This is a genomic window from Bacillus carboniphilus, assembly GCF_039522365.1.
GTDB lineage: Bacteria > Bacillota > Bacilli > Bacillales > JC228 > Bacillus_BF > Bacillus_BF carboniphilus.
The window spans coordinates 1-23,623 of sequence record NZ_BAAADJ010000049.1 but is presented as its reverse complement, the minus strand read 5'-3'; the positions used below and the strand labels follow the sequence as shown (position 1 = coordinate 23,623).

Sequence of the window (23,623 nt, the reverse complement as noted above, 5' to 3'; positions counted from 1 at the left end):
GAAATGTACCCGGAGTACTATAAAGGGGTACATGGGAAAGAGTACAAGTTATCGGACATCCACTAGACAAAAAAGGACCGGGCGGTTTTTGCCCGGTTTTTCTTAAAATCAGATGTATTTTTTCATAGTCTTATGTGGGATGCCAGCGTCCATAAATTCATCAGAGATAACTTCGTATCCTAAAGATTCATAAAATGGGATGGCATGTGTTTGTGCATTAAGCTTTAGTGAAGAGATACCTTGATCTTTGGCAACTTCTTCAATCTTTCTCATTATCGCTTTCCCTGCACCATGTCCACGTAGGGAGGAAAGGACACAAATCCGTTCTACTTTTCCAATCCCCTCAACAACTCGAAAGCGCCCTGCGCCACTTGGAACTCCTTCGTGATACAACACAAGGTGTGTCGCGGTTTCATCGTACTCATCCATTTCTTCTTCAAACGGTACGTTTTGTTCGTCGACGAAAACGACCTTTCTTACTTCGAATGCATCTTTTAATTCTTGTTCTGTATTAACAACACGTACTTCCACTGTTTAATTCCCTCTTCCTAGTCTAAACGTTTCATATACCGTCCATGATCCGTTGTCTAATTGATACAGGAGATGAAAACGGTCAATGGTTTCTTCAAAATTGACATCCAGCATTCTTAAAGAACCGTACACATCGGAGTGCTCGTCATCTGAAAGCTTCTGTCCAATCGTAATATGAGGTACAAAAGAGTACTCTGGTTGTTCACCGATAAAATCTTGGTGCAATTCTTTGTGTAGCTCATTTAGGGTTTCATTTGGTTCGCACTTCAAATAAATAACGTTATTAACGGGTTGGAATGAACTCACCCTATACACACTCAATTGGAAAGGGTTGTAGTGATTAGATAGTTCTTCAAGTTTTTCAGAGATGTCTTTAATTTTTTCATCGTCTGCTTCGAATGCATTTTTTAAAGTTAGATGTGGTGGAATAAGTGCATAGTGTGGGTCATAGCGTTTACGATATGAGTTTGCAAAGTCTTGTAGTTTTTTGGATGGGAAGATAACAATTCCATATTTCATCATAAAAAAACCTCCTTTATTATTTTAGACTAAATATGAGCAGTTGTTAAAAAGGGGATCGTTCCCGAATCTAAGTGAGTGTACCTTTTATTATAGCAGAGAACAAAAGAGTAGGATATAGCGAATACTCCTAATCTTATCCTATTTAAATAGTCCACAAATAGTATTATTTCACTAGTTCTTAGAAAACATCATTCGTAATGCTCTTACAAGATCAGGCTGCCAATATTTCCATGTATGGTCCCCATCGAATTCATCATAAAAGTTTCGAATAGCCTTTGCTTCAATTAGGTCATGTAAATCCCTATTTGGTTCTAAAAAGTCCATTGTTTCGCCATTTGTCATTTTAACGTTTACTTCTTGTTTCCCAATAACGTGATACAGTTGTAGTAAATGAGGTTGGTCAAAATCCTCTAATAATGTAATGACTTTCTCATCAACATATGGTGAGTGTAATAACACCTTTCCAAATATATTAGGATATTTTAACGCAGCCATTAAAGAAACCGTAGCACCAAGTGAATCTCCACCTAACGCTCTTCCTGAACCCACTTGATAGGTTGGGAATTGTTCATCAATGAAGGGAACTAATTCATGCGCTAGAAATCTAATATAGGCAGTTTGCTTATCACCATCTGGATGATATTTAGCTCTACGGTCTTCGACATTAGCGTAAGGAATTCCAATAATGATTAGATTTTCGAGCTCTTCTTGTAACTGATCGGCTGCACGACCAATTCTTCCCATTTGAAAGTAATCTTTTCCATCTTGGACAATCAAAACGGAATATTTATATAGAGTCGAGTAATGATGAGGTTTATAAATCAGTAATGGAATTTCCTCTTCTAACTCTTTGCTGTAAAAAATATAATCTTCTATTGTTCCTTGTGGGTTAGCCATTATAAATTCCTCCGGTATGAACCATCATTTTTCAAATAGCATTGTATCATAAATAGTTATGCTGTGACTTCCTAGTACAAGTGATGATATAATATCCCACAACATTTGAATTTTCAAACGATTTACTTAAACAAAGGGGGAGAAAGATATGACAAATGGCAGAGTTCATAGTATAGAGGTTACAAAAGCAACATTGAATAAATTAACAGAACGTGGCGTAACCATCGAAGATATTGCAGAAATTGTTTTTGAAATGCAAGAACCATATCATCCTAATCTTACCATGAAAGAATGTGTTCATAGCGTAGAAATGGTGTTGAAAAAACGTGAGTTGCAGCATGCTATCCTTGTAGGAATCGAGCTAGATCAACTAGCTGAAAAGGGCATGCTCTCTGAACCACTTCAATCCATCGTTGCATCAGACGAAGGTCTATTCGGTGTCGATGAAACGATTGCATTAGGAGCATCCTTGGGTTATGGAAGCATTGCAGTAACAACTTTCGGACATTTAGATAAGAATAAGATTGGAATAATAAAAAAATTAGATACAAAATATGGTGAAAGTGTTCATACCTTCTTAGACGATATCGTAGCGAGTATCGCTGCAAATGCCTCGTCCCGTTTAGCCCATAAGCTAAGAGACGAAGAAGAAGCTATTTCTGAACAAGAAAAAAAGAAGCTAGAAGAAGAAGAGTTAATCGGTTAGACAAAAACAAAATAATATACTAAAATAGTAAACACAATGGAATGTATGCGCTTTTTTGACTATATTCGAGACTTTTAGACTACTAATAGTTTGACAGAACTCTAACAAACTATGTAAAATATTCATAGTTTACAATTATTTTACAAGGGGGAAATACATATGAAAAAAGGCTTTTTGCTTTCAATCGTCATGTTACTAACTGCTTCTTTATTTCTAGCAGCATGTGGATCTGGTGAAGATTCCGGGTCTGGAGATAAACCTGAATTCATGAATATGTTAACAGGTGGAACAAGTGGGACTTACTATCCACTGGGTGGAGAACTTGCTCAAATTATTTCTGATGAAACTGGAATTGATACAACTGCTCAATCTTCCAATGCATCAGCTGATAATATGGCAGCTCTAGCAGATGGTAGTGCTGATCTTGCATTTGTACAAACTGACGTAGCATCAAATGCAATTGAAGGAATTAACTCTTTTGAGGGGAATGCAATTGATAACGTACAAGCTATTGCTTCTCTATATCCTGAAACAGTTCAAATCGTTACAAAAGCTGATTCTGGAATCACTTCTGTCGAAGATTTAAAAGGTAAAAAAGTATCAGTTGGTGCTCCAGGTTCTGGTACCTACGTAAATGCAGAACAAATTCTAGAGGTTCACGGAATGACTATGGACGATATTGATGCACAAAACCTAGACTTTGGTGAGTCTACTGGTGGAATCCAAGATGGTAATATCGATGCAGCATTCATTACTTCAGGTACACCTACTGGTGCCGTTGAAGGTTTGTCTGCTACAACTGATATTGCAATTGTTCCTGTTGCGGAAGACAAAATTGATGAGCTAATTGCCAAGTACCCATACTATGCTAAAGATGTAATTGCTGAAGGTACTTATGGATTAGGTAGTGACGTTACAACTGTAGCTGTACTTGCAATGCTTGCTGTTTCAGATGAACTATCTGAAGATGTAGTATATGACATTACAAAAGCTATTTTTGAAAACGTAGATAAGATTTCTCATGCAAAAGGTGCATTCATTACAAAAGAATCTGCACTTGACGGATTAGGAATTGATCTTCATCCTGGTGCTAAGAAGTACTTTGATGAAGAAGGAATTTCTAAGTAATTGAATTAAAATTAGAATTTGGTACAATAGAGTACATGTTTAATAGGCCGGCCGTAAACCTATTTTTATAGGCTTATAGCCGGTCGTTCCTTCTTTTTAAAGAAGAAAATGAATAATATGGTGACATATCCATACTTTTCATTTTCTATGTAAGGTGGATTTGAATGAAGAAGCTTTTCAGACAAAAGAAACTACTCATCACAGCCCTCATGATCCTTGTTGTTCTATTCGTTTGTTTTATGATACCTTTCCGAACAGCACTAGTATTTTATAAGCAAAATACATCACAAATCCAAGCCTTTCTCCCCATAGAAAAAGGGGAAACCTTTCAAATTATTTGGAAACATTCCATTCACTTAACTGATGTAGTTGAAAAATTTAGAGTAACTGAAAAGCATGAATTTGAAGAATATGAAATGATCTATGAACATTTTGGTATTGGAATGCCTTCCAATGCTGGCAAAGGAGAAACCTTTGTTTATGAAAATGGTAAGTATCATATAAAAGATATGGAAAGAGTCTTCCCAACAATCAATATTCGAAATGGAAGAACTGTCTCAGAGCACCGTCTGGTCTGGGGAGAGAATGGGGAAAAAATGGTCAGGTTTAATGAATATTTTGAACCAGGAGCCTTTTTTACTATGAAGGTTGATCGTTTAAACCTATGGCAGTATTTGAAAGGAGTGAAGATACATGAGTAAAGCAGCTGAAAACCTAACAGCAGAACAGCAAGAAGAGCTTTTAAAAAAGTATGACAGAGAGGCAAATACACGAAATTTAGCTGGAATAGCAGCCATTATCGTATTTGTACTTCTTTTATCATTTTCCTTATTTCAACTATATACGGGTATTTTTGGTCAATATACAGCTTATATCCAAAGGACTGTACACTTAGGATTTGCATTAGCTTTAATTTTTCTTTTATTCCCTGCGAGGAAGAATGGAAACAAGAGGAAAGTTGCATGGTATGATTACCTGCTTGCGCTCATATCCATAGTTGTCAGTGCTTATTGGCCATTCTTTTACGAACAGCTCGTACAACAGATTGGTGGAATAACTCAAGCTCAAGTAATTGTTGGTGGAATTGCGATTCTTCTTGTACTAGAAGCAACTAGAAGAGCTGTTGGACTACCAATTACGATTATTGCAGTTGTTTTTCTCATTTATGCATTACTTGGGCCAAACATGCCAGGTATGTTAGCTCATCGTGGACTAGATCTTAATCAGTTAATTAAGTCTATGTTCTTTACAACAGAAGGTATTTTAGGTACACCATTACAGGTTTCCTCTACGTATATCTTCTTATTTCTTTTGTTTGGAGCATTTTTAGTACAGACAGGTGTTGGAAACTATTTTAATGAACTAGCTATTACAATTGCTGGTAGACGTATTGGTGGTCCAGCAAAGGTAGCCATTTTCTCCAGTGCCCTACAAGGTACAATCTCTGGTAGCTCGGTTGCTAACACGGTTACTTCTGGTTCCTATACGATTCCACTAATGAAAAAGCTAGGATACCGAAAGGAATTCGCGGGTGCTGTTGAGGCAGCAGCTTCAACAGGTGGGCAAATTATGCCGCCAATCATGGGTGCAGCTGCATTTCTAATGATTGAATTTGCAGGTGTAGGTTATTGGGAGATAGCAAAAGCTGCTGTTATTCCAGCACTGCTTTATTTCTCCGGAATTTGGATTATGACCCATTTTGAAGCGAAAAGAATTGGTCTGTTAGGGCTTTCAAAAGACGAAATGCCTGATAAAAAAGAAGTGTTTAAAAAGATTTACCTTTTAACTCCAATCCTTGCCATTGTTTGGTTCTTGTTTAGTGGTATGAGTATTGAACGTTCTGCTCTATTAGGTATTGTCGTAGTTATTTTGGTAAGTTTATTCCGTAAAGATACAAGAATTACCCCTGTCAAATTTGTAAGAGCACTTACAGATGGGGCTAGAACGGCTCTTGGAGTTGCTGCAGCGACTGCTTGTGCCGGGATAATTGTTGGGGTTGTAACGAAAACAGGTTTAGGTCTAAAGCTTGGAAATAGTTTAGTAGATATTGCTGGAGCTATTGCTAGTACGCCTGAAATTCAATTATTGTTAACTTTATTCTTAACAATGATTGCATCTATTATTTTAGGGATGGGTTCTCCAACAACAGCAAACTATATTATTACATCAACGATTGCTTTACCCGCGTTAATTGCTTTGAATAGTGAGTTAGAGGTAGCTATTCCTATTCTTGCAGCGCATATGTTTGTCTTCTACTTCGGTATTGTGGCAGATATTACACCACCTGTAGCATTAGCTGCATTTGCAGCCAGTGGTATATCGGGTGGAGAGCCTATTAGAACAGGCTTTAATGCATCGAAGCTTGCCATTGCAGCCTTTATCATCCCTTATATGTTTGTTTTACAACCACAGTTACTCATGATTGATGTGACCTGGACGGGTATTATCTGGATATTGTTCACAGCCCTTACGGGAATGATTGCAATTGGTGGTGGCCTCATTGGATTCTGGTATAGAAAGCTACATTGGGTTGAACGAATCTTAAGTGTTGCTGCCGGTCTAATGTTAATGTATCCGGAAGGTAATTCTGACCTTTATGGATTAGGTCTATTTGTAGTCATGTTAATAGTGCAATTTGTAATCAAGCGAGATAAAGGTGTTAAAGAAGCACCATCTACATTAGAAGCATAAAAAAATCCCGTATTCTCTATGGAGGATACGGGATTTTTACATGCCTTATTCCCTAGGCAATATTCGACAAAGTTAGCTAGTTTTTGTTCGGTGTTTATTTTTATAACTTTTATTCCTATTAAAGCCAACAGGAAAAACAGATAATATTTGTTCCAGGTTAAAGGTCCGAATTTGATCGCGTAAAAAACAATATGCAACGACCCGTTCGTCTTGGATATCCATAATTTTAATTTTTCTTTGAGTATAGGTATGAGATTTTGATTCATAAATAATTTCGACTGGAATTCCTTCTAATTGCCATCGTATCAATCGTTTCTTCACAGTGAATCACCTCATCTTTATATAAATATTATATACGAACATACGTTTGTTATGCAAAATAATTTGTGAAATGTAAACAAATTTTTTTATATTAGATGTAGAATACGTAATAGAATATACGATTCGCCATACAAGAGGTGAAGAAAGTGCTATTAAATGAAAATTTGGCTCAAAGAATTGTAGAAGAAGTAAAGAAATTGATGAATGAAGAAGTAATTGTAACTGATATTGAAGGTATTATAAGGGCTAGTACTAATCCGTCTCGAATTGGTGAATTCCATGAAGGAGCAGTACTTGCTATTCGTGATAAACAAGCTATTCATATGACAGAAGAAAAGGTTAAAAAGTTAAAAGGAGTTCGTTTTGGTATTGTTCTTCCACTAATGATTCATGAAAAGCCACTTGGAGTGATCGGAATTACTGGAAAACCGGAAGTCGTAGCTCCCTATGGACAATTGTTAAAACGAGTAACTGAGCTCTTTATTCAAGAGAATTCTTATCGTGAGGAACAAGAAAGGTTAACAAGGGAGCTAGAGTTGTTTGTTTTTGATTGGCTTCATGCAGATCAATGGGGTGAAGATTTAATCGAGAGAAGTTCTTTTTTTCAAGTGGACATGTACTCTTATCACCAGGTTCTTGTTATCAAGTCTGCCGACGATCCCTTTCAGCTTACTTTTTCTGATATTGAAACAATTCAAAAGCAGTGGCGTTCATACGAAGGGGCATTATTCATAAGGTGGGGCCAAGAGAAATTATTAGTTTTCATTCCTATCGAAACAAACAGCATAAAAAAGCAAGATGTTGAAACCTTACTGAATATCCTATCACCATATACAAAGGGCCGTTGTATCGCTGGTGTAGGTCAGAAAGTTGATCCTAAAGCTATACTTAAGTCCTATAACCAAGCAGAACGTGCTGTTTTGGTAGCAACGAAACGAAATGGGGTAGTTTTTGAGGAAGAGCTGCAATTTGACATCCTTCAATATTCTCTACCTGAAGAAGCTAAAAGAGAATTCATAAAGAGGACGATCTTACCTATTCAAAACGAAGAGGTATTGTTGAGGACTCTCCAGGCTTGGTTTCAAAACAACTTATCAAATAAAGAAGCGGCAAGAGAACTCCATATACATATAAACACCCTGCATTATCGATTAAGAAAAATAGAAGAAATTACCTCATTGGATCTTAATAACATCCATCATTTAGTAATGTTATATGTTGCCTACCGATTTATGTATGAAGATACAAAAAACAGTCATTAACTGGCTGTTTTTTTGTTTTTATACACATAGATTCAAATAACAAACCACTATATACTAATTGTAAACACTTACATTGATTCGGAAGAGGTGAGTAACATACTATCGGAAAAATTTATAGGTCTACTAAAAGAAATTGTCGGTGAGGAAAATGTTCAGGCTTCCACTGTTCATAGGCTGGCATATTCGTATGATGCTACAGCTCAATACCAGTCGCTTCCTGATGCTATTGTATCTCCAAGAAATACGAAAGAAGTATCTGAAATCATTCGTCTTTGTCAGTCAAAGAAAATACCAATTGTACCAAGAGGGTCTGGTACCAACCTTGCAGCTGGTACTGTTCCTTCATCAGGTGGGATTGTTCTTTTGTTTAAGCATATGAACAAAATCATAGAATTGGATGAAGAAAACTTAACGGTTACAGTTCAACCGGGTGTGATTACGAAAGACTTGATTGACTACGTAGAAAAATTTGACTTGTTTTACCCACCTGATCCAAGTTCCATGAAGATTTCAACCATAGGCGGAAATATCAATGAAAACTCTGGGGGACTCCGTGGGTTAAAATACGGTGTAACTCGTGATTACGTGTACGGATTAGAAGTGGTAATGGCTAACGGAGATATCGTTAAGACTGGTGGGAAATTAGCTAAGGATGTAGCTGGGTATGATCTAACTAGTTTATTTGTAGGTTCAGAAGGAACATTAGGCATTGTAACAGAAGCTACCCTAAAACTACTCCCAAAACCTACATATAAAGAAACAATGCTAGCATTCTATGATTCATTGGAACATGCTGCTGAAACGGTATCTAAAATAATTGCGTCCAAAATAATTCCAGCAACACTAGAATTTATGGATCAGGCAACCATAGAGGTTGTGGAGGAATATACAAAGATTGGGTTACCAACCGATGTAGAAGCGGTTCTTCTCCTTGAACAGGATGGTCCTGAAGAAGTAGTTAGAGATGAAATGAAGCGGATGGAACAGGTTTGCAAAGCTAATCATGCTAGGAAAGTAACACTGGCATCAACACAAGAAGAAGCAGAAGATCTTAGGACTGCAAGACGTGTTGCGTTATCTGCTCTAGCTAGAAAAACTCCTACTACCATATTGGAGGATGCGACTGTACCTAGATCCAAAATAGCAGAAATGGTACGAAAAATTCGTAGTATTGCAGAAAAGCACAATGTAACAATTTGTACATTTGGTCATGCAGGCGATGGGAATTTACATCCTACCTGTTTAACAGATGCAAGGAATAAAGAGGAGATGGAAAGAGTTGAGGAAGCCTTTGCTGAAATTTTCTCTGCTTCCATTGACTTAGGTGGAACGATAACGGGTGAACATGGTGTTGGGGAAATGAAGGCGCCCTACCTAGAATGGAAACTTGGTAAAGAAGGAATCCATGTAATGAAAAGTATTAAGGATGCATTGGATCCAACTCATATAATGAACCCCGGAAAGGTGTTTGCCAAGAGTTCAAAGAAACGTGTGGTGGTTACTAATGACACAAACAGCTCTTCAACAAAAAATACAACAAGGGTTTAATGAAGAAATTGATGAAGAAAGTCTTTTAGATTGTATGAGGTGTGGGTTTTGTCTCCCCGCCTGTCCAACTTATATACAAACGGGTCAGGATGAGGCTCATTCTCCAAGAGGTAGGATTGCTTTAATCAAGGCGGTTCGAGATGGTTTTGTTTCATGGGACGATGATATTGAGAATTCCTTGAATGTTTGCCTTGGATGCCGTGCGTGTGAACCAGCTTGCCCGGCAGGAGTTCAATATGGTCATATTTTAGAAAACGCAAGAGCTGTCATCCATGAGTCGAAGAACAAAGGTATGATGGAAAAAACTGTTCGAAACATTGCATTTGGTTATTTATTTGAAGACAAGAGAAATATGAGTAAGGCTACTGGCTTGATTAGATTTTATCAAAAATCAGGAATCCAAAAGCTTAGTAGAAAAATAGGTTTCCTTCATTTGTTTCCCGAACCAATGCGACAAATGGAAAAAATCCTTCCTGCGATTCCAAAGCAAAAAGAACACAAAACTCGAGGAACACTTTTTCCAGCAATCGGAGAGAGAAAATCGACCGTTGCCTTTTTTACTGGTTGTTTGATGGATACCATGTTTACAAAAACGAATCAATACACAATCGCACTTCTTCAGAAAGCGGGATGTGAAGTGTGGATTCCAGAGCAACAAGGTTGTTGTGGCGCTCTTCATGCCCATAGTGGTGAGAAAGATAGAGCAGCGTCTTTAGCCAAACGTAATATTGAAGCTTTCGAAGCCATGGATATAGATTATATCGTTAACAATGCTGGAGGCTGTGGTGCTTTTTTACATGACTACCCATTTGTATTAGAGCGAGATTCTGAGTGGCATGATAGAGCTTTACGCTTTCAAGAAAAAGTTATCGACATATCAAGTATTCTTACTAAGCTGGATATTTCAAATGTGAACATGAAGTCCAAACAAAGTGTAATTGTGACCTATCAGGATTCATGTCATTTAAGAAATGTTTCGAAAGTGGTCAATGAACCAAGAGACATCCTTAAATCCATCCAAAATGTTGAGTATGTCGAGCTTGATGGAGCCGAATACTGCTGTGGTTCTGCTGGTATCTACAACTTATTAGAAAGTAAAATGTCTATGAAAATACTTGATGAAAAGATGGAAAAGGTTAAGGAAACGAATGCTGCGATCATTGTCACCTCAAATCCAGGCTGTTTATTACAGATGAAGCTGGGGATTGAAAGAGCAGGGGTAAGTGACCGTATGCAAGCAGTACACCTAGTAGACTTTTTGTCAGATTACGTTGAAGTGAATTGAGAGTTCTACTTTAGAATCTACTAATAAAAACACTAGGTCTAAAGTTCTGAAATTTTATTTTAAATTGCCTTAATAGTCTTTAAAATCCTACTTCTATCGATTATTATATGTATAAGAGATTTGATTTAAATATAACTATATATGTCTATAAACTTGTGAATGATTGTAACCGCTACCACATGGTATTCTCAAACTTTTTCGGTTAGGTCATAGAAGAACCTACGAAAGGATGGAATAAATGAAATTCACTCCTTGGGATATAGAAAAAATAGATAGTATTTTGAAGCTGTGGAATAAAGAGATTGGCGACGAGTTTCCATTAAGGAAAGAGCTGCTCCTTCAAAATAGCTTTAAGGACGAAAATGTCTGTAATAAAGGGTCTCTCATAGCTGAAAATGAGGATGGATCCGTTGTTGGATTTATTTTGGTCAAGAGATGGCAGGAATCATTAGACGTTCCGATGAGTAAGGAAGCAGGATGGATTCAAGTCCTTCTAGTAGATTCAGCTTATCGTGGTCAAGGGATTGGTTCAAAGCTATTAGAACATGCAGAGTCTTTTCTAAAGGCTAATAGCATGAAGAAAGTATTTCTTGGTCGAGATCCTTGGCATTACTTTCCTGGCATTCCTACTCAATACGCAGAAGTAATGGAATGGTTTGAGCACAAAGGATACAAGGTTAGTGGTGGAAATGAAGTTGATTTACTATGCGACTATAATGACAAAGAGATAGATTCAATTCCTTCAATGGAAGAGGTTACATTTTCACTGATTAAAGAGGAAGAAAAAGAGGATTTAGTAGAATTCTTGAATCGATGTTTTCCTGGAAGATGGGCATACGAAGCCATCCATTATTTTAAAAAGGGTGGGACAGGTAGAGAGTTTGCTGTCATAAAAAAACAGGAGAAAATCATTGGGTTTTGTCGGATAAACGATAATCAGTCTCCGTTCATTGCTCAAAATGTTTACTGGGCACCACTTTTTGATGAAGAACTAGGTGGTGTTGGTCCTCTAGGGGTTGATCCGAATGAACGAAAAAAAGGATACGGCCTTGCTATTGTCGAAGCAGGAATTGCGTTTTTAAGACAAAGAGGCATCAACAAAATAGTGATTGATTGGACCGGATTAGTAGATTTCTATGGAAAATTAGGCTATAAACCTTGGAAAACATACACACCATATTCTAAGAGTTTATAAGAAAAAGAACATGTCAGAATATGAAAGAGGGTTTGGTATGAAAAAAGAGGTTCTCTCATTTTTACAAAGAGAAGTTCAGAATAATCACATTCCTGGAGCCGTTCTACATGTGTCATTCCAAGGTGAAGTCTTGCTTCAAGAGGCGGTTGGGAATAAGGTGGTATCCCCGGAGAAGTCTCCGATGGGGTTGGATACCATATTTGATCTAGCTTCATTAACAAAGGTAGTTGCAACACTACCTGCTGTATTGAAATTACTTGATCATGGTTTGGTGCGACTGGATGACCGTGTTTCTTATTTCTTACCTGAGTTTGGTAAAGCCGGAAAAGAAGAGATTCGAATCAGACATCTTTTGACACACACAGGTGGTTTACCAGCTTTCCATAACTTTTACCTTGAATCATTAACAACCGAACAAATCATGGATAGAATTTATGAACAAGAACTCATTTATCCAATTGGAAGTAAAGTGATATATAGCGATTTGGGACTTATCACACTTTATAAATTGATTGAAGCTGTAACGGAACAGGCTTTTCCTGAGTTTCTTAAAAAGGAAATTTATGAGCCTCTAAAAATGCTAGAAACAGGGTTTAACCCAACATACCCACGTGAGCGGTTTGCTGCTACCGAATACTGCGAACATCTAAACGGTTACAAACAAGGAATTGTACATGATGAAAATACAGAAAGCATGGGTGGTATTAGTGGGCATGCCGGACTATTTTCTACAGTTACAGACTTAGCTAATTTCACTTCCATGATTGAAAATGATGGTGTATTTAATGGAAAACAGATACTATCTTCATCTGCTTTAGAGCTATCAAGAAAGAATTTCACCGCCTTTGATAGTGAGTATCGGGGGTTAGGCTGGATTCTTAATAGTCCTTGCCTTTCATCATGTGGAGACTATTTTTCAGATACATCCTACGGTCATACTGGATTTACAGGTACAAGCATCTGGTTTGATCCTAAAGTAAAGTTACATGTAATTTTACTGACAAACAGGGTGCACTTTGGTCGAAAGGATCACATCTTACGATTGCGTCCTAGACTTCACAATTTAATACGAGCGAATTTGTAAACCATACAAGTTAGGAGTAATGAGATGCAATTATCTGATATGCAAAAGAAAATTGGACAGTTAATGGTATTCGGATTCAAAGGAACAAAAGCTTCTCCTGAAATTAAGAAGCTCATACGGGAAAACCATGTGGGTGGAATCATTCTATTTGGAAGAAATATTGGGACACCAGAAGAAGTGCTAGCGTTAACAACAGAATTACAGCGTGAGGCAAAAAATGCCGGGCATACGCATCCATTACTAATCTGTATCGACCAAGAAAATGGAGTCGTTAGAAGATTAGGAGAAGGTACGACTATTTTCCCTGGTGCAATGCTATTGGGAGCAACAGATCATCCTCAAAATGCATATGCGATTGGAATTGCAACTGGTAGAGAATTAAAGCATTTAGGAGTGAACTGGAATCTTGCACCTGTCCTAGATGTTAATAATAATCCTGAAAACCCTGTCATTGGTGTTCGATCCTTTGGTGAATCGGCCGAAAAAGTATCTAAGTTCGGTCAAGAAGCCATGAAAGGTATGCAGGATGCAGGAGTAATCACAACTTTAAAGCATTTTCCAGGACACGGAGATACAAGTGTTGACTCACATTTAGACCTGCCAGTCATCTCTCATTCTATGGAAAGATTAGAAGAAATTGAGCTGAAGCCGTTTGTCGATTGTATTGAAAATGGAGCGGATACCGTTATGTCAGCTCACGTCTACTTCCCTGCTATAGAGACACAGGAAAATGTACCAGCTACCCTTTCAAAGAAAGTCATTACAGGGCTCTTACGGGAAAAATTAGGGTTCGATGGTGTTGTTACAACAGACTGTATGGAAATGAACGCCATTTCTGAAACCATTGGAACAGCAAGAGGTGGAGTGGAAGCCGTTAAGGCAGGAGTAGATTTAATTATGGTCTCTCATCTTCATACTCGTCACTTTGAGACACTCAAAGAAATCGAGACTGCTGTGGAATCAGGTGAAATTGATGAGGCAACGATTGAGGCTGCCTACCAACGGGTCATGAAACTAAAGGAAAAATATCTGAAGTGGGAAGATGTTTCTTTAGAAGGGGAACTAACTGTTTCTCCAGAAGTTGGATGTCTTCAACATCAACTAGAAGCAGCTGAAATATACCGCCAAGGAGTTACTGTTGTGAAAAATGAAGGGGACATCCTACCATTACCACAGGATCGTGACCACCGTGTATTGGTTGTTTACCCGGAAAACAACGTAAAAATGCAGGTAGAAGATAAAAAGTACTTAAATCTTGCACTAGGAGATGCATTCCAAGAAGTTCAACCTTCAGTTGATACCTTGGAGATATCTAATCCTCCAACAAGTCAAGAAATTAACCAGGTAGTAGAGAGAGCAAAAGAGTATCAATCGATCATTATTGGAACATTGACTGTTACTCAGGATAGCAGCCAGGTGACTCTTGTTAAGGAACTAAAAGAAAGTGGAGCACAAGTAGTTGTTGTGGCAACAAGAAGTCCATATGATCTTTCGTATCTGCCAGAAATACCTGCATATGTAACGACCTATGAATTTACTTACCCAGCCTTAAAAACAGCAGCTGAGGCCATTTTTGGTAAAAAAGTAGTAAAAGGGAAGCTACCGGTTACCCTCCCTAACTTATAAAATTCAGGAGGTGTTGGTTATGCGAGAGAATGGCAAATATGTGGTTGGACTAATGTCCGGTACCTCCTTAGATGGAATAGACGCCGGATTAGTAAAAATTAGCGAAGGGGACTCTTTTCAAGTAGAACCCATTCAATTTACTTCCATTCCATATACGCAAGAAATGAAAGAGAAGATTTTACAGCTCTGCGATCCTGAATCCTCTAGGTTAGAAGATATTTCGAATATGAATATGCTCCTCGGAGAACTATTTGCAGATGCTGCGTTAGCGGTAATCAATGATGCGGGAATGAACAGTGAAGATATTTTACTAATAAGCTCTCACGGTCAAACTATCTATCATCAGCCTGATACTGTTCAACTAGCTGGTCACCATGTTGCTTCCACTCTTCAAATTGGGGATATTAGCGTGATCGCAGAGAGAACAGGCATTACTACGGTTGGAGATTTTAGAACTAGAGATGTTGCAGTCGGAGGTCAAGGAGCTCCCTTGGTTCCCTATGCAGACTACTTACTCTTTAACGAGAATAAGTTTGGTAGAGTTCTAGTCAATATCGGAGGAATATCCAATCTTACAATCCTTCCAAAGGGCTGTACTGAAGAGGATGTATTAGCCTATGATACTGGCCCGGGCAATATGATTATCGATGCGTTTACTACCTGGGCAACTAATGGAAAACAGTCTTATGACCGAGATGGAATTCTGGCTTCAAAAGGGAGTGTCCATGAAGAGTGGCTATCTAAGCTATTAGAGCACCCCTATTTTTCACTAGAGCCGCCTAAGAGTACAGGCCGCGAATTATTCGGAAAAGAATATGCAAAGAAATTGTGGGCAGAGGCTGATACTTTTCTAATGACTGACAACGATAAAATTGCATCGGTCACTGATTTAACGGCAAAGACGATTGCTCAGGAAATTGAGAAGTTTGTTGCTCAATCCGATATACAAGAAGTCCTAATAAGTGGTGGAGGAAGATATAATTCTACACTTATGTCACGTATTCAATATTACCTTCCAGACCATGTTGCTTTGAAAGGAACCGAAGAATACGGTATGCCTTCTGATGCAAAAGAAGCAATCGTGTTCGCTTTACTTGGCTACCAATGTTTCAATAAGAAACCAAACAATCTACCTTCTGCAACAGGGGCTAAAAAATCTGTTGTTATGGGTAAAATTGCTTGGTGAAAAATCCTTGAGGGGGGGGAGTAAATAGAAAAAATTTGCTATATTAGTAATGTAAACGTTTTTTAACTATTATATTCTAGGGGGAAGAATGATGAAATTAAAGCTTAAATCTATGAGCTTTCTGCTAGTGCTAGTATTAAGTATTGGTTTCCTAGCAGCATGTAGCGGAGATGGCAAAGAAAATACTGATTCAGGTGAAGACTGGACAGGAACAATCACAATCTGGGATGGTCCACGTTGGGCTCAACCAGATGATGAAGAAGAAAATAAATTCTTCTGGTTAGAAGAAAAAATTGCTGAATTTGAAGAAGCGCACGAAGGTGTAAAAATTGAATTAGTTCAAGTTCCTTGGGCTGAAATGCCAGATAAATTAGGTGTTTCTATCGCTGGTAAAGCATGGCCAGATGTTGCTCCAGTTGACATCAGTGGTAGTGCTGTAAGTATCGAGCACATCGAGCAAGGTGTACTAGAGCCTATTGGAGAATATTTAACTGAAGAAGACCTTAAGGATTTTTATCCAAATGCTTTAGATGCATATACATTTAATGACACGCTTTATGGAATTCCAAACTCTATGACAGTTCACGCTATGCTTTTAAACCTTGATTTATTTGAGGAAGCTGGTGTAACACCACCTGAAAATGGTGAGTGGACTTGGGACGAGTTCGTAGACGCTGCTGAAAAATTAACGTTTGATCGCGATGGCGATGGAACAACTGATGTTTATGGATTCTCTACGTACGTTTTACCTGGTTACTATGAAGCATGGCCATTCTTCTACATGAATGGTGGTCAACCTTTAAGTGATGATCTTTCTGAATTTACTTTTGACAACCCTGAAGCAGTTGAAGCAATTCAAGCATTGGCAGATATTAAATTGAAAAATGAAGCTGCTCCTGTATCAATGGGTGGAGCTGACGTAGGTGGAACATTCCAAGCTTGGGCGAATGAAGAGCAACGTACAGTAGCTATGGAACCATGGGCAACATGGGCAATCACTGCTGCACAAACTTCATACCCAACGAACTTTATGGTAGCAAACTACCCAACTGGTTCTACAGGTGAGCCTGTAACAATCGGTGGTGTTGGTGGTTGGACAATGTTCCATCAAGAAGACAAAGGTAAAGCAGAAGTAGTTGCAGAATTCATTAAGTCTATTTCAACAACTGACGAGCAATTCAGAATGGCTCAAGAATATGGTATCTTCCCTGCACGTATTAGTGCGGCTGAAAAAGATCCATATGCTGACAACCCAGAAATGGCACGTGCTCAAGAAATGTCTTCACAAGTTGTGATGTTACCAAGACATCCAGAATGGAAGAAAATTGACGAAGCAATCCAAAGTGAATTGCAATTAGTATTCAATGGTGAAAAGACTGCAGAGCAAGCTATGAAGGATGCAGAAAAACGAGTTAACGAATTACTAGAATAGTAGATACTTTACAGTGAAATTGGTGGGCTTTAGCTGGTCTAAAGTCTACCAATTTTCATGAAAGATTGGGGGCCCAACTGTGATACCCGTACAAAAAGATCTTCCAATGAATGAAACGAAAGCAAAAAAAGAACCTCAATCAAGGTTTAAAAAGACCTTAATTGAGATGAAGAAAAATTACCCAGCTTATCTCTTTTTACTTCCGAAGTTGGTGTTATTTACTCTCTTTGTTGCAATTCCCGTCCTATGGGCATTTGTTATTTCATTCCAGGATTATAAAATTTTCGGACCTGAGTTTATCGGATTAGAGAACTATGCGAGAGTTTTCAAGAGTGAAGCATTTGGACAAGCTTTAAAGAATACCTTTGTTTATACTCTTGTAACCGTACCATTTAACGTTATAAGTGCACTTATTATTGCCACCTTAATTCATTCCCTCGGTCGTTTATCCCAGAGCTTTTTCCGTGCGGCCTTTTACTTACCAACTGTTGCATCTGGTGTTATTATCGCAATGGTTTGGCGCTGGATGTACAATTATGAGTTTGGATTATTCAACTACGTAATCGGCTGGTTTGGTGGAGAGAAAATAAATTGGCTAGGTCAATCAGATACTGCCCTTTGGGCGATTATCATCATGCAATGTTTAATTCCATTTGGTGTAGGGATAATCTTCTACTTAGCATCAATGGGATCCATCTCAGAGTCTTTATATGAAGCAGCTACAATTGATGGTGCCAATGCTTTTCAAAAGTGGATTCGTATTACATTACCACTATTAAAACCATCAACCTTATATCTAGTGCTATTAAGTACAATAGGTTCATTCCAAGTATTCACTCAAATTATCATGATGACTGGTGGAGGACCGGGTTATGCTACAGAAACCTTAGTCCACTTAATCTATAAAACTGGATTTAGAGACTTCGAATATGGCTTTGCAGCAGCACAGTCCGTCGTCTTATTTATTATCATTTTAATCTTTTCATTAATTCAATTCCGCGTACTGCGACATGATGAATAGGAGGGGAACCAGTGAAATCATCAAAAGGTTTAAAACGACTAAATAAAACAATCACATACACGCTATTAACGATATTCGCTATTGTTTCCCTCTTACCGTTATATTGGGTTTTCAGTACATCGTTACAATTAAGTTCGTATCAAGATGAAGAGTTACCACGTCAAACCTCTTATGTTGATGCAAACCCACCTAAAATGTATCCAATGGGGATTCCGGAATACTTCGAACACTGGGGTAAAGCGAGGGATGCAGAAAAGGCTGGGGATACTGAGAAAGCGGAATATCACCGTGGAATCATGTCCCACATCGTGGACAACACATTTGAAGGATTTGAAACGCTCTTTAAGAAGAATAGTCTAGGAAAGTGGTTCTTTAACAGTATTTATATTGCTGTAGTGGTTACGGTAGGTATTCTACTATTTGACTCTATGGCTGGATATGTACTAGCGAAGAAACGTTTCCCAGGCCGAAATCTAATTTTCTGGATTATCATTTCTACCATGATGATCCCAGGTCAAGTTACGCTCGTTCCTCTATTTATCATGGTAGGAGACCTCCAGTTAATGGATACACACTGGGCACTAATTTTACCTGATTTATCTATGGTATTTGGTGTGTTCCTAATGCGTCAGTTTATGTATTCCATACCTGATGAATTATTGGACGCAGCCAAAATTGATGGTGCAGGCGAATGGAAAACATTCTGGAAAATAGTTCTTCCACTATCCAAGCCAGGTATGGCAGCTTTAGGAATCTTTACATTTATGAATGTTTGGAACTCATTCCTATGGCCAATTATCGTCTTAAATGATTCCGATCTATACACATTACCTGTAGGTCTAAAAGCCCTTCAGGATGCTAACCTAGTAAGCTTTAAACTTCTCATGAGTGGTGCAGCCATCGCAGCCATTCCAATGATTATTGTATTTATTCTCTTCCAACGTCACTTTGTAAAAGGATTGACGCTTGGTGGGGTGAAGGAATAATAGAGATATAATAAAAAGAGACTCTTCATTTAATTGGAGAGCTCTTTTTTTTTGAATATTAATTTTACTTATATGATAGGTTTTTTAAATTATTTTTTTCGTAAAACCAGGGCTGTAAAATGAAGAAAGTATCTCTTAATTGCCTATATAACAGGGTTTTAGTGACATAAACTGAAATTTTTATTCAAACTATATAATAAAAAATTAAATTTTGGTTTCAATAATTTCCATCTTCTAGTATAATGAAATTTGTCGAAAGAATTTTCAGTCGATTCATTTTATTTAGTTAATTGAAAGCGGTGTCAAGGAAAGAATTAACAGAAAGGTGGATTCAATGTGGAGTTGGATGGGTTAGCAGGAGGCCTTTATAGAATTTCACAAAAAATAACCCAGTTTTTTTATATCAACTGTCTCTGGTTTTTATTTACTTTGCTAGGGGGGATTGTATTAGGTTTTTTTCCAGCAACTACAGCAATGCATGCTGTTATGAGGAAAATTATCGACAACGAAGATCCTCCAATCTTTAACACATTTAAAAAAACCTACTTTGAAGAATTCAAGAACTCAAATTTACTTGGCGTAATTTTGATTGGAATCATTTACATGTTGTACATAGATTTTCAATACGTAATGTTAATGGACTACAGTATCCTTTCATTAGCTTTGTATGCTGGGTTACTTACAGTTGGTTTACTTGTCGGGATTATCAGTATGTATGTATTTCCTCTACTTGCCCAACATCGTCTCTCAGTCTTCCAATATATTAAATACAGTTGTTTTATAGGGATATCCAATCCACTAATAACACTATCAATGGGAGTAGCTTTAATCTTTTGTGTATCTCTTATAAAAGATTTGCCAGTTATTCTATTGTTTTTTGGAAGCTTTATAAGTTATGTTTGGATGTTTTTTACCATGAAAATTGTAAGACAATTGAATACTGCTGTAGTTAAACCAAGAGAAATATAGAAGCGGGAGGGATTCCATGGAGTTGGAAAAGGTTACCCCTGAAACGCAACCCATAAAAAACAAAGATAAAAATTCAAAGAGAAAACAATTTCTCTCCCAATGGCAATTACAGATGATGGTAATACCGGGGATCATATTTGTTTTCGTTTTTAGCTACATACCGATGTATGGGATTGTAATGGCTTTTCAGGACTACAATATTTTCAAAGGTATACTTGGTAGTGAGTGGGTGGGTTTCAAGCATTTTATCATGTTTTTTGAGTCACCCGAATTTTCAGAGGTGATGAGAAACACGATATTAATTAGTTTATTTAAGCTATTAGTCGGATTTCCTGCACCCATTATTTTAGCTCTAATGTTAAATGAGGTACGAAATCAAATATTTAAAAGATCAGTTCAAACGGTCAGTTACCTACCACATTTCCTTTCATGGGTTATTGTGGCGGGGTTTGTAGGTTCTATATTATCAACCGATAACGGAAGTTTGAACATTCTACTTGAGGAATTAAAACTTATAGAAGAACCAATAAATTTTCTCTCAATACCTGAGTATTTTTGGACCATTATTGTTACTACAGGTGTCTGGAAAGAAATAGGATTTGCTTCCATTGTTTATTTAGCAGCAATTGCAGGTGTTGACCAAAATATGTATGAAGCTGCTTCTATTGATGGAGCAAGTAGATTTAAACAGATAACAATGATAACGCTTCCAAGTATTATGCCGGTGATTTTAATTTTTCTCATTTTAGCAATAGGTAACATTTTAAGTGCAGGATTTGAGGATTTACTATTACTCGGGTCTAACCCAATATTAAGGGATGTTTCAGAGGTAATTGATACTTATGTTTATAGGGTTGGTATCTTGAATTCTAGATTTTCTTATGCAACCGCAGTTGGATTATTTAAGGCGATTATAAGTGTAGGTTTACTTGTATTAGCAAACGCTTTTGCTAGAAGAATGGGGTCAAGCTTATGGTAATTAAGAAATCTATTCAAGGAGGTGGCTACTATGAAACTCGCATTTGAAGATAAGGTGTTACACTTTTTTATTTATATCTTTCTAGCAATTCTAGGGTTCGTAACGTTATATCCATTTTGGAATTCCTTGGTTATATCATTTAATGCTGGGGCTGACACCGCTTTAGGTGGAGTTACATTTTGGCCACGAGAATTTACTTTAGACAACTATACGATTGTTTTTCAAGACGACCGCTTGCTTCAGGCATTCTTTGTTTCGATTTCTAGAACGTTAGTAGGTACATTTATTTCGATATTCTTTACTGCATTATTGGGATACGGGATGTCGAAAAGGTGGCTAATAGGAAAAAAATATTACATGTTGTTCTTTGTTATTACCATGTATTTCAGTGGTGGTCTCATTCCTACGTTTTTATTAGTAAGAGGCTTGGGACTAATGGATTCATTTTGGGTCTTAATTATCCCAACCATTATCAACGTGTGGAACATGATTATTTTCCGAACTTTCTTTAAAGAGCTCCCTGAAAGTTTAGAGGAGTCTGCAAAGTTAGATGGCTGTTCCGATTTCGGAGTGTTTTTCAAGATTGTCCTTCCTATTTCAGGACCAGTTATTGCTACTTTGTCATTATTTACAGCTGTTTATCATTGGAATGATTGGTTTACAGCAAGCATTTATATTTCTGATGCAGATTTGCTACCGATTCAAACTTTACTTCAACAAATCATGAACTCTAATATAATGTCTGAACAAATGATGCAAGCATCAGAAGGAAATGCAGTTGCTCTCGAAAGGATGAGTAACTTACAAAGTATTACAACCAAGTCACTAACGATGGCAACAATGATGGTAGCAACGATACCTATTATCCTAGTATATCCATTTGTTCAGAGACACTTTGTAAAAGGGGTACTGATAGGGTCTCTAAAAGAGTAGCAAATTGGTTATAAGTCATTTGACTTTATATAAAAAAATAAAAAAAGGGGTTATATGATGAAAAAGATTTACATGGTTTTTATGATCTTGAGCGTAGTTTCTATTCTATTTGCTTGCAAAAGTGATGAAGATGAAACTCAAGAAGAAGTGGTATTTGGGGAAGATCCGCTTGAATTCTCATTTTACGGTCACTACGACTGGATGGTTTCCGATCCTTGGGCTGAAAACGAGGCAACCAAGTGGATTAAAGAAAACAAACTTGTTACGATTGAACCTATTCAATCTGGTGGAGCAGCCGCACAAAAGTTAAATACAATGATAGCTTCAAAAGAACTTCCAGACGTGATTCACCTTAATCGTGGAGCTGATGTTCAACGTTTGGCTGAAGCAGGGCAACTTGTACCATTAGATGAGTATATTGAAAAATACCCTAATATTAAAAAATGGGTTGGGGAACAAACATTAAATATGCTTAGAAGTGAGGATGGACACATCTATCAGATTCCTAACTGGTATTCTCAAGAGCCAAGAGGAAATGCAGGATGGCTAGTCAATAAAAAAATCTATAAGGAGTTAGGTTCTCCTAAACTAGAAACATATGATGATTTATATAACTATTTAAAATTAGTAAAAGAAAACTATCCAGATGTTGTACCGTTTGAAGTTGGAAACGGAGGACAAGGAATTGAAATGCTTTATTCTGGGATGGCAGACGATCATCCAAGAACGTTTATTGGACAACGTTCATATCCAGTTGGCGATGAGTTAAAATCCATATTTGTGGATCCAGTTTTTGAAGAAACAATGCTATATGCTAATAAATTATTCAGGGAAAAACTTATAACACAAGATGCTATGACACAAACGTTAGATCAAGTGAAAGAAAAAATTAACACAGGTAAGGTTGCCGTTGTATTAACGGCTACATCAGCTGATTTAGGAAGAGTAGGTAATAATAGCTTGCAGGCAGATGACCCTGATGCTGGTTATGATATGATTTGGCCGCTCCATAAGGAGGGTGTTGATAAAAATAAAGTATGGTTAGATGGATTTGTTACATTAGGTTGGAATGTAAACGTAATCACACAAAATGCTAAACATCCAGAAGCAGTTTTTGCTTATTTCGATTGGGTGGTGGGCACAGAAGGTCAAAAAGTCCTTTTCTTTGGTCCAAAAGGTTTATTCTGGGATGAGACAGATGAAAATGATGCCCCGATGTGACTGCTAGAATAAAGTGTACAGTTTTCGCTTGATTTGATGAAACAGTTATTTACCCAAATATACCAGCAAATAAAAATAGCCTATCACTGTAAAATGAAAT

Annotated in this window: 22 protein-coding genes; 18 read left to right on the top strand and 4 right to left on the bottom strand. The window is 37.4% G+C overall.

Annotated elements, in window-relative coordinates:
- Window positions 1-108 precede the first annotated feature (108 nt).
- The 3 genes from ABDZ91_RS14835 to ABDZ91_RS14825 all read right to left on the bottom strand — a co-directional run bounded on the left by ABDZ91_RS14835 (window position 109) and on the right by ABDZ91_RS14825 (window position 1,950).
- The gene (locus tag ABDZ91_RS14835; protein ID WP_343800262.1) at window positions 109-531 is read right to left on the bottom strand and encodes a GNAT family N-acetyltransferase; all 423 of its coding nucleotides are present in this window, start codon (window positions 529-531) and stop codon (window positions 109-111) included.
- Between the two features lie 3 nt (window positions 532-534).
- Window positions 535-1,050 (bottom strand): YjcG family protein, encoded by a 516-nt coding sequence (locus tag ABDZ91_RS14830; protein ID WP_343800268.1) that lies wholly within the window; start codon window positions 1,048-1,050, stop codon window positions 535-537.
- Between the two features lie 174 nt (window positions 1,051-1,224).
- Window positions 1,225-1,950: an alpha/beta hydrolase gene (locus ABDZ91_RS14825; protein WP_343800260.1), complete on the bottom strand. Its 726-nt coding sequence runs from the start codon at window positions 1,948-1,950 to the stop codon at window positions 1,225-1,227.
- Window positions 1,951-2,098: 148 nt separating this feature from the next.
- Between ABDZ91_RS14825 and ABDZ91_RS14820 the strand changes: the two genes are divergently transcribed.
- From ABDZ91_RS14820 to ABDZ91_RS14805, 4 genes are all read left to right on the top strand, one after another.
- Window positions 2,099-2,656, top strand: a complete 558-nt coding sequence (locus ABDZ91_RS14820; RefSeq protein ID WP_343800258.1) for a phosphatidylglycerophosphatase A family protein — start codon at window positions 2,099-2,101, stop codon at window positions 2,654-2,656.
- A 159-nt stretch (window positions 2,657-2,815) separates the two neighbouring features.
- Complete coding sequence (locus ABDZ91_RS14815) at window positions 2,816-3,784, top strand: TAXI family TRAP transporter solute-binding subunit (protein WP_343800256.1); 969 nt, start codon at window positions 2,816-2,818, stop codon at window positions 3,782-3,784.
- 164 nt (window positions 3,785-3,948) lie between these two features.
- Entirely contained in the window at window positions 3,949-4,485 is a 537-nt protein-coding gene (locus ABDZ91_RS14810; RefSeq protein ID WP_343800254.1) for a DUF1850 domain-containing protein, read from the top strand.
- Window positions 4,478-6,475: a TRAP transporter permease gene (locus ABDZ91_RS14805; RefSeq protein ID WP_343800252.1), complete on the top strand. Its 1,998-nt coding sequence runs from the start codon at window positions 4,478-4,480 to the stop codon at window positions 6,473-6,475. Before ABDZ91_RS14810 ends, ABDZ91_RS14805 begins: the two co-directional genes overlap by 8 nt.
- 72 nt (window positions 6,476-6,547) lie before the next feature.
- Here ABDZ91_RS14805 and ABDZ91_RS14800 read toward each other — a convergent pair whose 3' ends face one another.
- On the bottom strand, window positions 6,548-6,796 hold the full coding sequence (locus ABDZ91_RS14800) for a WYL domain-containing protein (RefSeq protein WP_343800250.1): 249 nt from the start codon (window positions 6,794-6,796) through the stop codon (window positions 6,548-6,550).
- Window positions 6,797-6,942: 146 nt separating this feature from the next.
- On the opposite strand from ABDZ91_RS14800, the gene ABDZ91_RS14795 reads away from it, so the two are divergent.
- The 14 genes from ABDZ91_RS14795 to ABDZ91_RS14730 all read left to right on the top strand — a co-directional run bounded on the left by ABDZ91_RS14795 (window position 6,943) and on the right by ABDZ91_RS14730 (window position 23,523).
- Window positions 6,943-8,058 (top strand): CdaR family transcriptional regulator, encoded by a 1,116-nt coding sequence (locus tag ABDZ91_RS14795; protein WP_343800248.1) that lies wholly within the window; start codon window positions 6,943-6,945, stop codon window positions 8,056-8,058.
- Between the two features lie 96 nt (window positions 8,059-8,154).
- Window positions 8,155-9,606: a glycolate oxidase subunit GlcD gene (gene glcD / locus ABDZ91_RS14790; RefSeq protein WP_425541840.1), complete on the top strand. Its 1,452-nt coding sequence runs from the start codon at window positions 8,155-8,157 to the stop codon at window positions 9,604-9,606.
- Window positions 9,563-10,891, top strand: a complete 1,329-nt coding sequence (locus ABDZ91_RS14785) for a (Fe-S)-binding protein (RefSeq protein ID WP_343800247.1) — start codon at window positions 9,563-9,565, stop codon at window positions 10,889-10,891. The genes glcD and ABDZ91_RS14785 overlap by 44 nt, the downstream gene beginning before the upstream one ends.
- Before the next feature lie 238 nt (window positions 10,892-11,129).
- Entirely contained in the window at window positions 11,130-12,086 is a 957-nt protein-coding gene (locus tag ABDZ91_RS14780; protein WP_343800245.1) for a GNAT family N-acetyltransferase, read from the top strand.
- 37 nt (window positions 12,087-12,123) lie between these two features.
- Window positions 12,124-13,170, top strand: a complete 1,047-nt coding sequence (locus ABDZ91_RS14775; protein ID WP_343800243.1) for a serine hydrolase domain-containing protein — start codon at window positions 12,124-12,126, stop codon at window positions 13,168-13,170.
- Between the two features lie 24 nt (window positions 13,171-13,194).
- Window positions 13,195-14,796 (top strand): beta-N-acetylhexosaminidase, encoded by a 1,602-nt coding sequence (gene nagZ, locus ABDZ91_RS14770; protein WP_343800241.1) that lies wholly within the window; start codon window positions 13,195-13,197, stop codon window positions 14,794-14,796.
- 19 nt (window positions 14,797-14,815) lie between these two features.
- Entirely contained in the window at window positions 14,816-15,982 is a 1,167-nt protein-coding gene (locus tag ABDZ91_RS14765) for an anhydro-N-acetylmuramic acid kinase (protein WP_343800239.1), read from the top strand.
- A gap of 88 nt (window positions 15,983-16,070) precedes the next feature.
- Window positions 16,071-17,414: a sugar ABC transporter substrate-binding protein gene (locus ABDZ91_RS14760; protein ID WP_343800238.1), complete on the top strand. Its 1,344-nt coding sequence runs from the start codon at window positions 16,071-16,073 to the stop codon at window positions 17,412-17,414.
- Window positions 17,415-17,493: 79 nt separating this feature from the next.
- Window positions 17,494-18,435: a carbohydrate ABC transporter permease gene (locus ABDZ91_RS14755; RefSeq protein WP_343800237.1), complete on the top strand. Its 942-nt coding sequence runs from the start codon at window positions 17,494-17,496 to the stop codon at window positions 18,433-18,435.
- Between the two features lie 11 nt (window positions 18,436-18,446).
- The gene (locus ABDZ91_RS14750) at window positions 18,447-19,421 is read left to right on the top strand and encodes a carbohydrate ABC transporter permease (RefSeq protein WP_343800235.1); all 975 of its coding nucleotides are present in this window, start codon (window positions 18,447-18,449) and stop codon (window positions 19,419-19,421) included.
- 336 nt (window positions 19,422-19,757) lie between these two features.
- On the top strand, window positions 19,758-20,390 hold the full coding sequence (locus tag ABDZ91_RS14745; protein WP_343800234.1) for a YesL family protein: 633 nt from the start codon (window positions 19,758-19,760) through the stop codon (window positions 20,388-20,390).
- 112 nt (window positions 20,391-20,502) lie between these two features.
- The gene (locus ABDZ91_RS14740; protein WP_425541839.1) at window positions 20,503-21,369 is read left to right on the top strand and encodes an ABC transporter permease; all 867 of its coding nucleotides are present in this window, start codon (window positions 20,503-20,505) and stop codon (window positions 21,367-21,369) included.
- Window positions 21,370-21,399: 30 nt separating this feature from the next.
- The gene (locus tag ABDZ91_RS14735) at window positions 21,400-22,302 is read left to right on the top strand and encodes a carbohydrate ABC transporter permease (protein WP_343800233.1); all 903 of its coding nucleotides are present in this window, start codon (window positions 21,400-21,402) and stop codon (window positions 22,300-22,302) included.
- A gap of 57 nt (window positions 22,303-22,359) precedes the next feature.
- Window positions 22,360-23,523: an extracellular solute-binding protein gene (locus ABDZ91_RS14730; protein WP_343800231.1), complete on the top strand. Its 1,164-nt coding sequence runs from the start codon at window positions 22,360-22,362 to the stop codon at window positions 23,521-23,523.
- Window positions 23,524-23,623 lie beyond the last annotated feature (100 nt).

What these genes read in the sequence shown, in the direction of transcription:
- ABDZ91_RS14825 (WP_343800260.1), bottom strand. Translation starts at nt 1,950, where the DNA reads ATGGCTAACCCACAAGGAACAATAGAAGATTATATTTTTTACAGCAAA.
- ABDZ91_RS14820 (WP_343800258.1), top strand. Translation starts at nt 2,099, where the DNA reads ATGACAAATGGCAGAGTTCATAGTATAGAGGTTACAAAAGCAACATTG.
- ABDZ91_RS14785 (WP_343800247.1), top strand. Translation starts at nt 9,563, where the DNA reads ATGACACAAACAGCTCTTCAACAAAAAATACAACAAGGGTTTAATGAA.
- ABDZ91_RS14775 (WP_343800243.1), top strand. Translation starts at nt 12,124, where the DNA reads ATGAAAAAAGAGGTTCTCTCATTTTTACAAAGAGAAGTTCAGAATAAT.
- ABDZ91_RS14765 (WP_343800239.1), top strand. Translation starts at nt 14,816, where the DNA reads ATGCGAGAGAATGGCAAATATGTGGTTGGACTAATGTCCGGTACCTCC.
- ABDZ91_RS14730 (WP_343800231.1), top strand. Translation starts at nt 22,360, where the DNA reads ATGAAAAAGATTTACATGGTTTTTATGATCTTGAGCGTAGTTTCTATT.
- ABDZ91_RS14780 (WP_343800245.1), top strand. Translation starts at nt 11,130, where the DNA reads ATGAAATTCACTCCTTGGGATATAGAAAAAATAGATAGTATTTTGAAG.
- ABDZ91_RS14810 (WP_343800254.1), top strand. Translation starts at nt 3,949, where the DNA reads ATGAAGAAGCTTTTCAGACAAAAGAAACTACTCATCACAGCCCTCATG.
- ABDZ91_RS14740 (WP_425541839.1), top strand. Translation starts at nt 20,503, where the DNA reads ATGATGGTAATACCGGGGATCATATTTGTTTTCGTTTTTAGCTACATA.
- ABDZ91_RS14760 (WP_343800238.1), top strand. Translation starts at nt 16,071, where the DNA reads ATGATGAAATTAAAGCTTAAATCTATGAGCTTTCTGCTAGTGCTAGTA.
- ABDZ91_RS14805 (WP_343800252.1), top strand. Translation starts at nt 4,478, where the DNA reads ATGAGTAAAGCAGCTGAAAACCTAACAGCAGAACAGCAAGAAGAGCTT.
- ABDZ91_RS14815 (WP_343800256.1), top strand. Translation starts at nt 2,816, where the DNA reads ATGAAAAAAGGCTTTTTGCTTTCAATCGTCATGTTACTAACTGCTTCT.
- nagZ (WP_343800241.1), top strand. Translation starts at nt 13,195, where the DNA reads ATGCAATTATCTGATATGCAAAAGAAAATTGGACAGTTAATGGTATTC.
- ABDZ91_RS14735 (WP_343800233.1), top strand. Translation starts at nt 21,400, where the DNA reads ATGAAACTCGCATTTGAAGATAAGGTGTTACACTTTTTTATTTATATC.
- ABDZ91_RS14830 (WP_343800268.1), bottom strand. Translation starts at nt 1,050, where the DNA reads ATGAAATATGGAATTGTTATCTTCCCATCCAAAAAACTACAAGACTTT.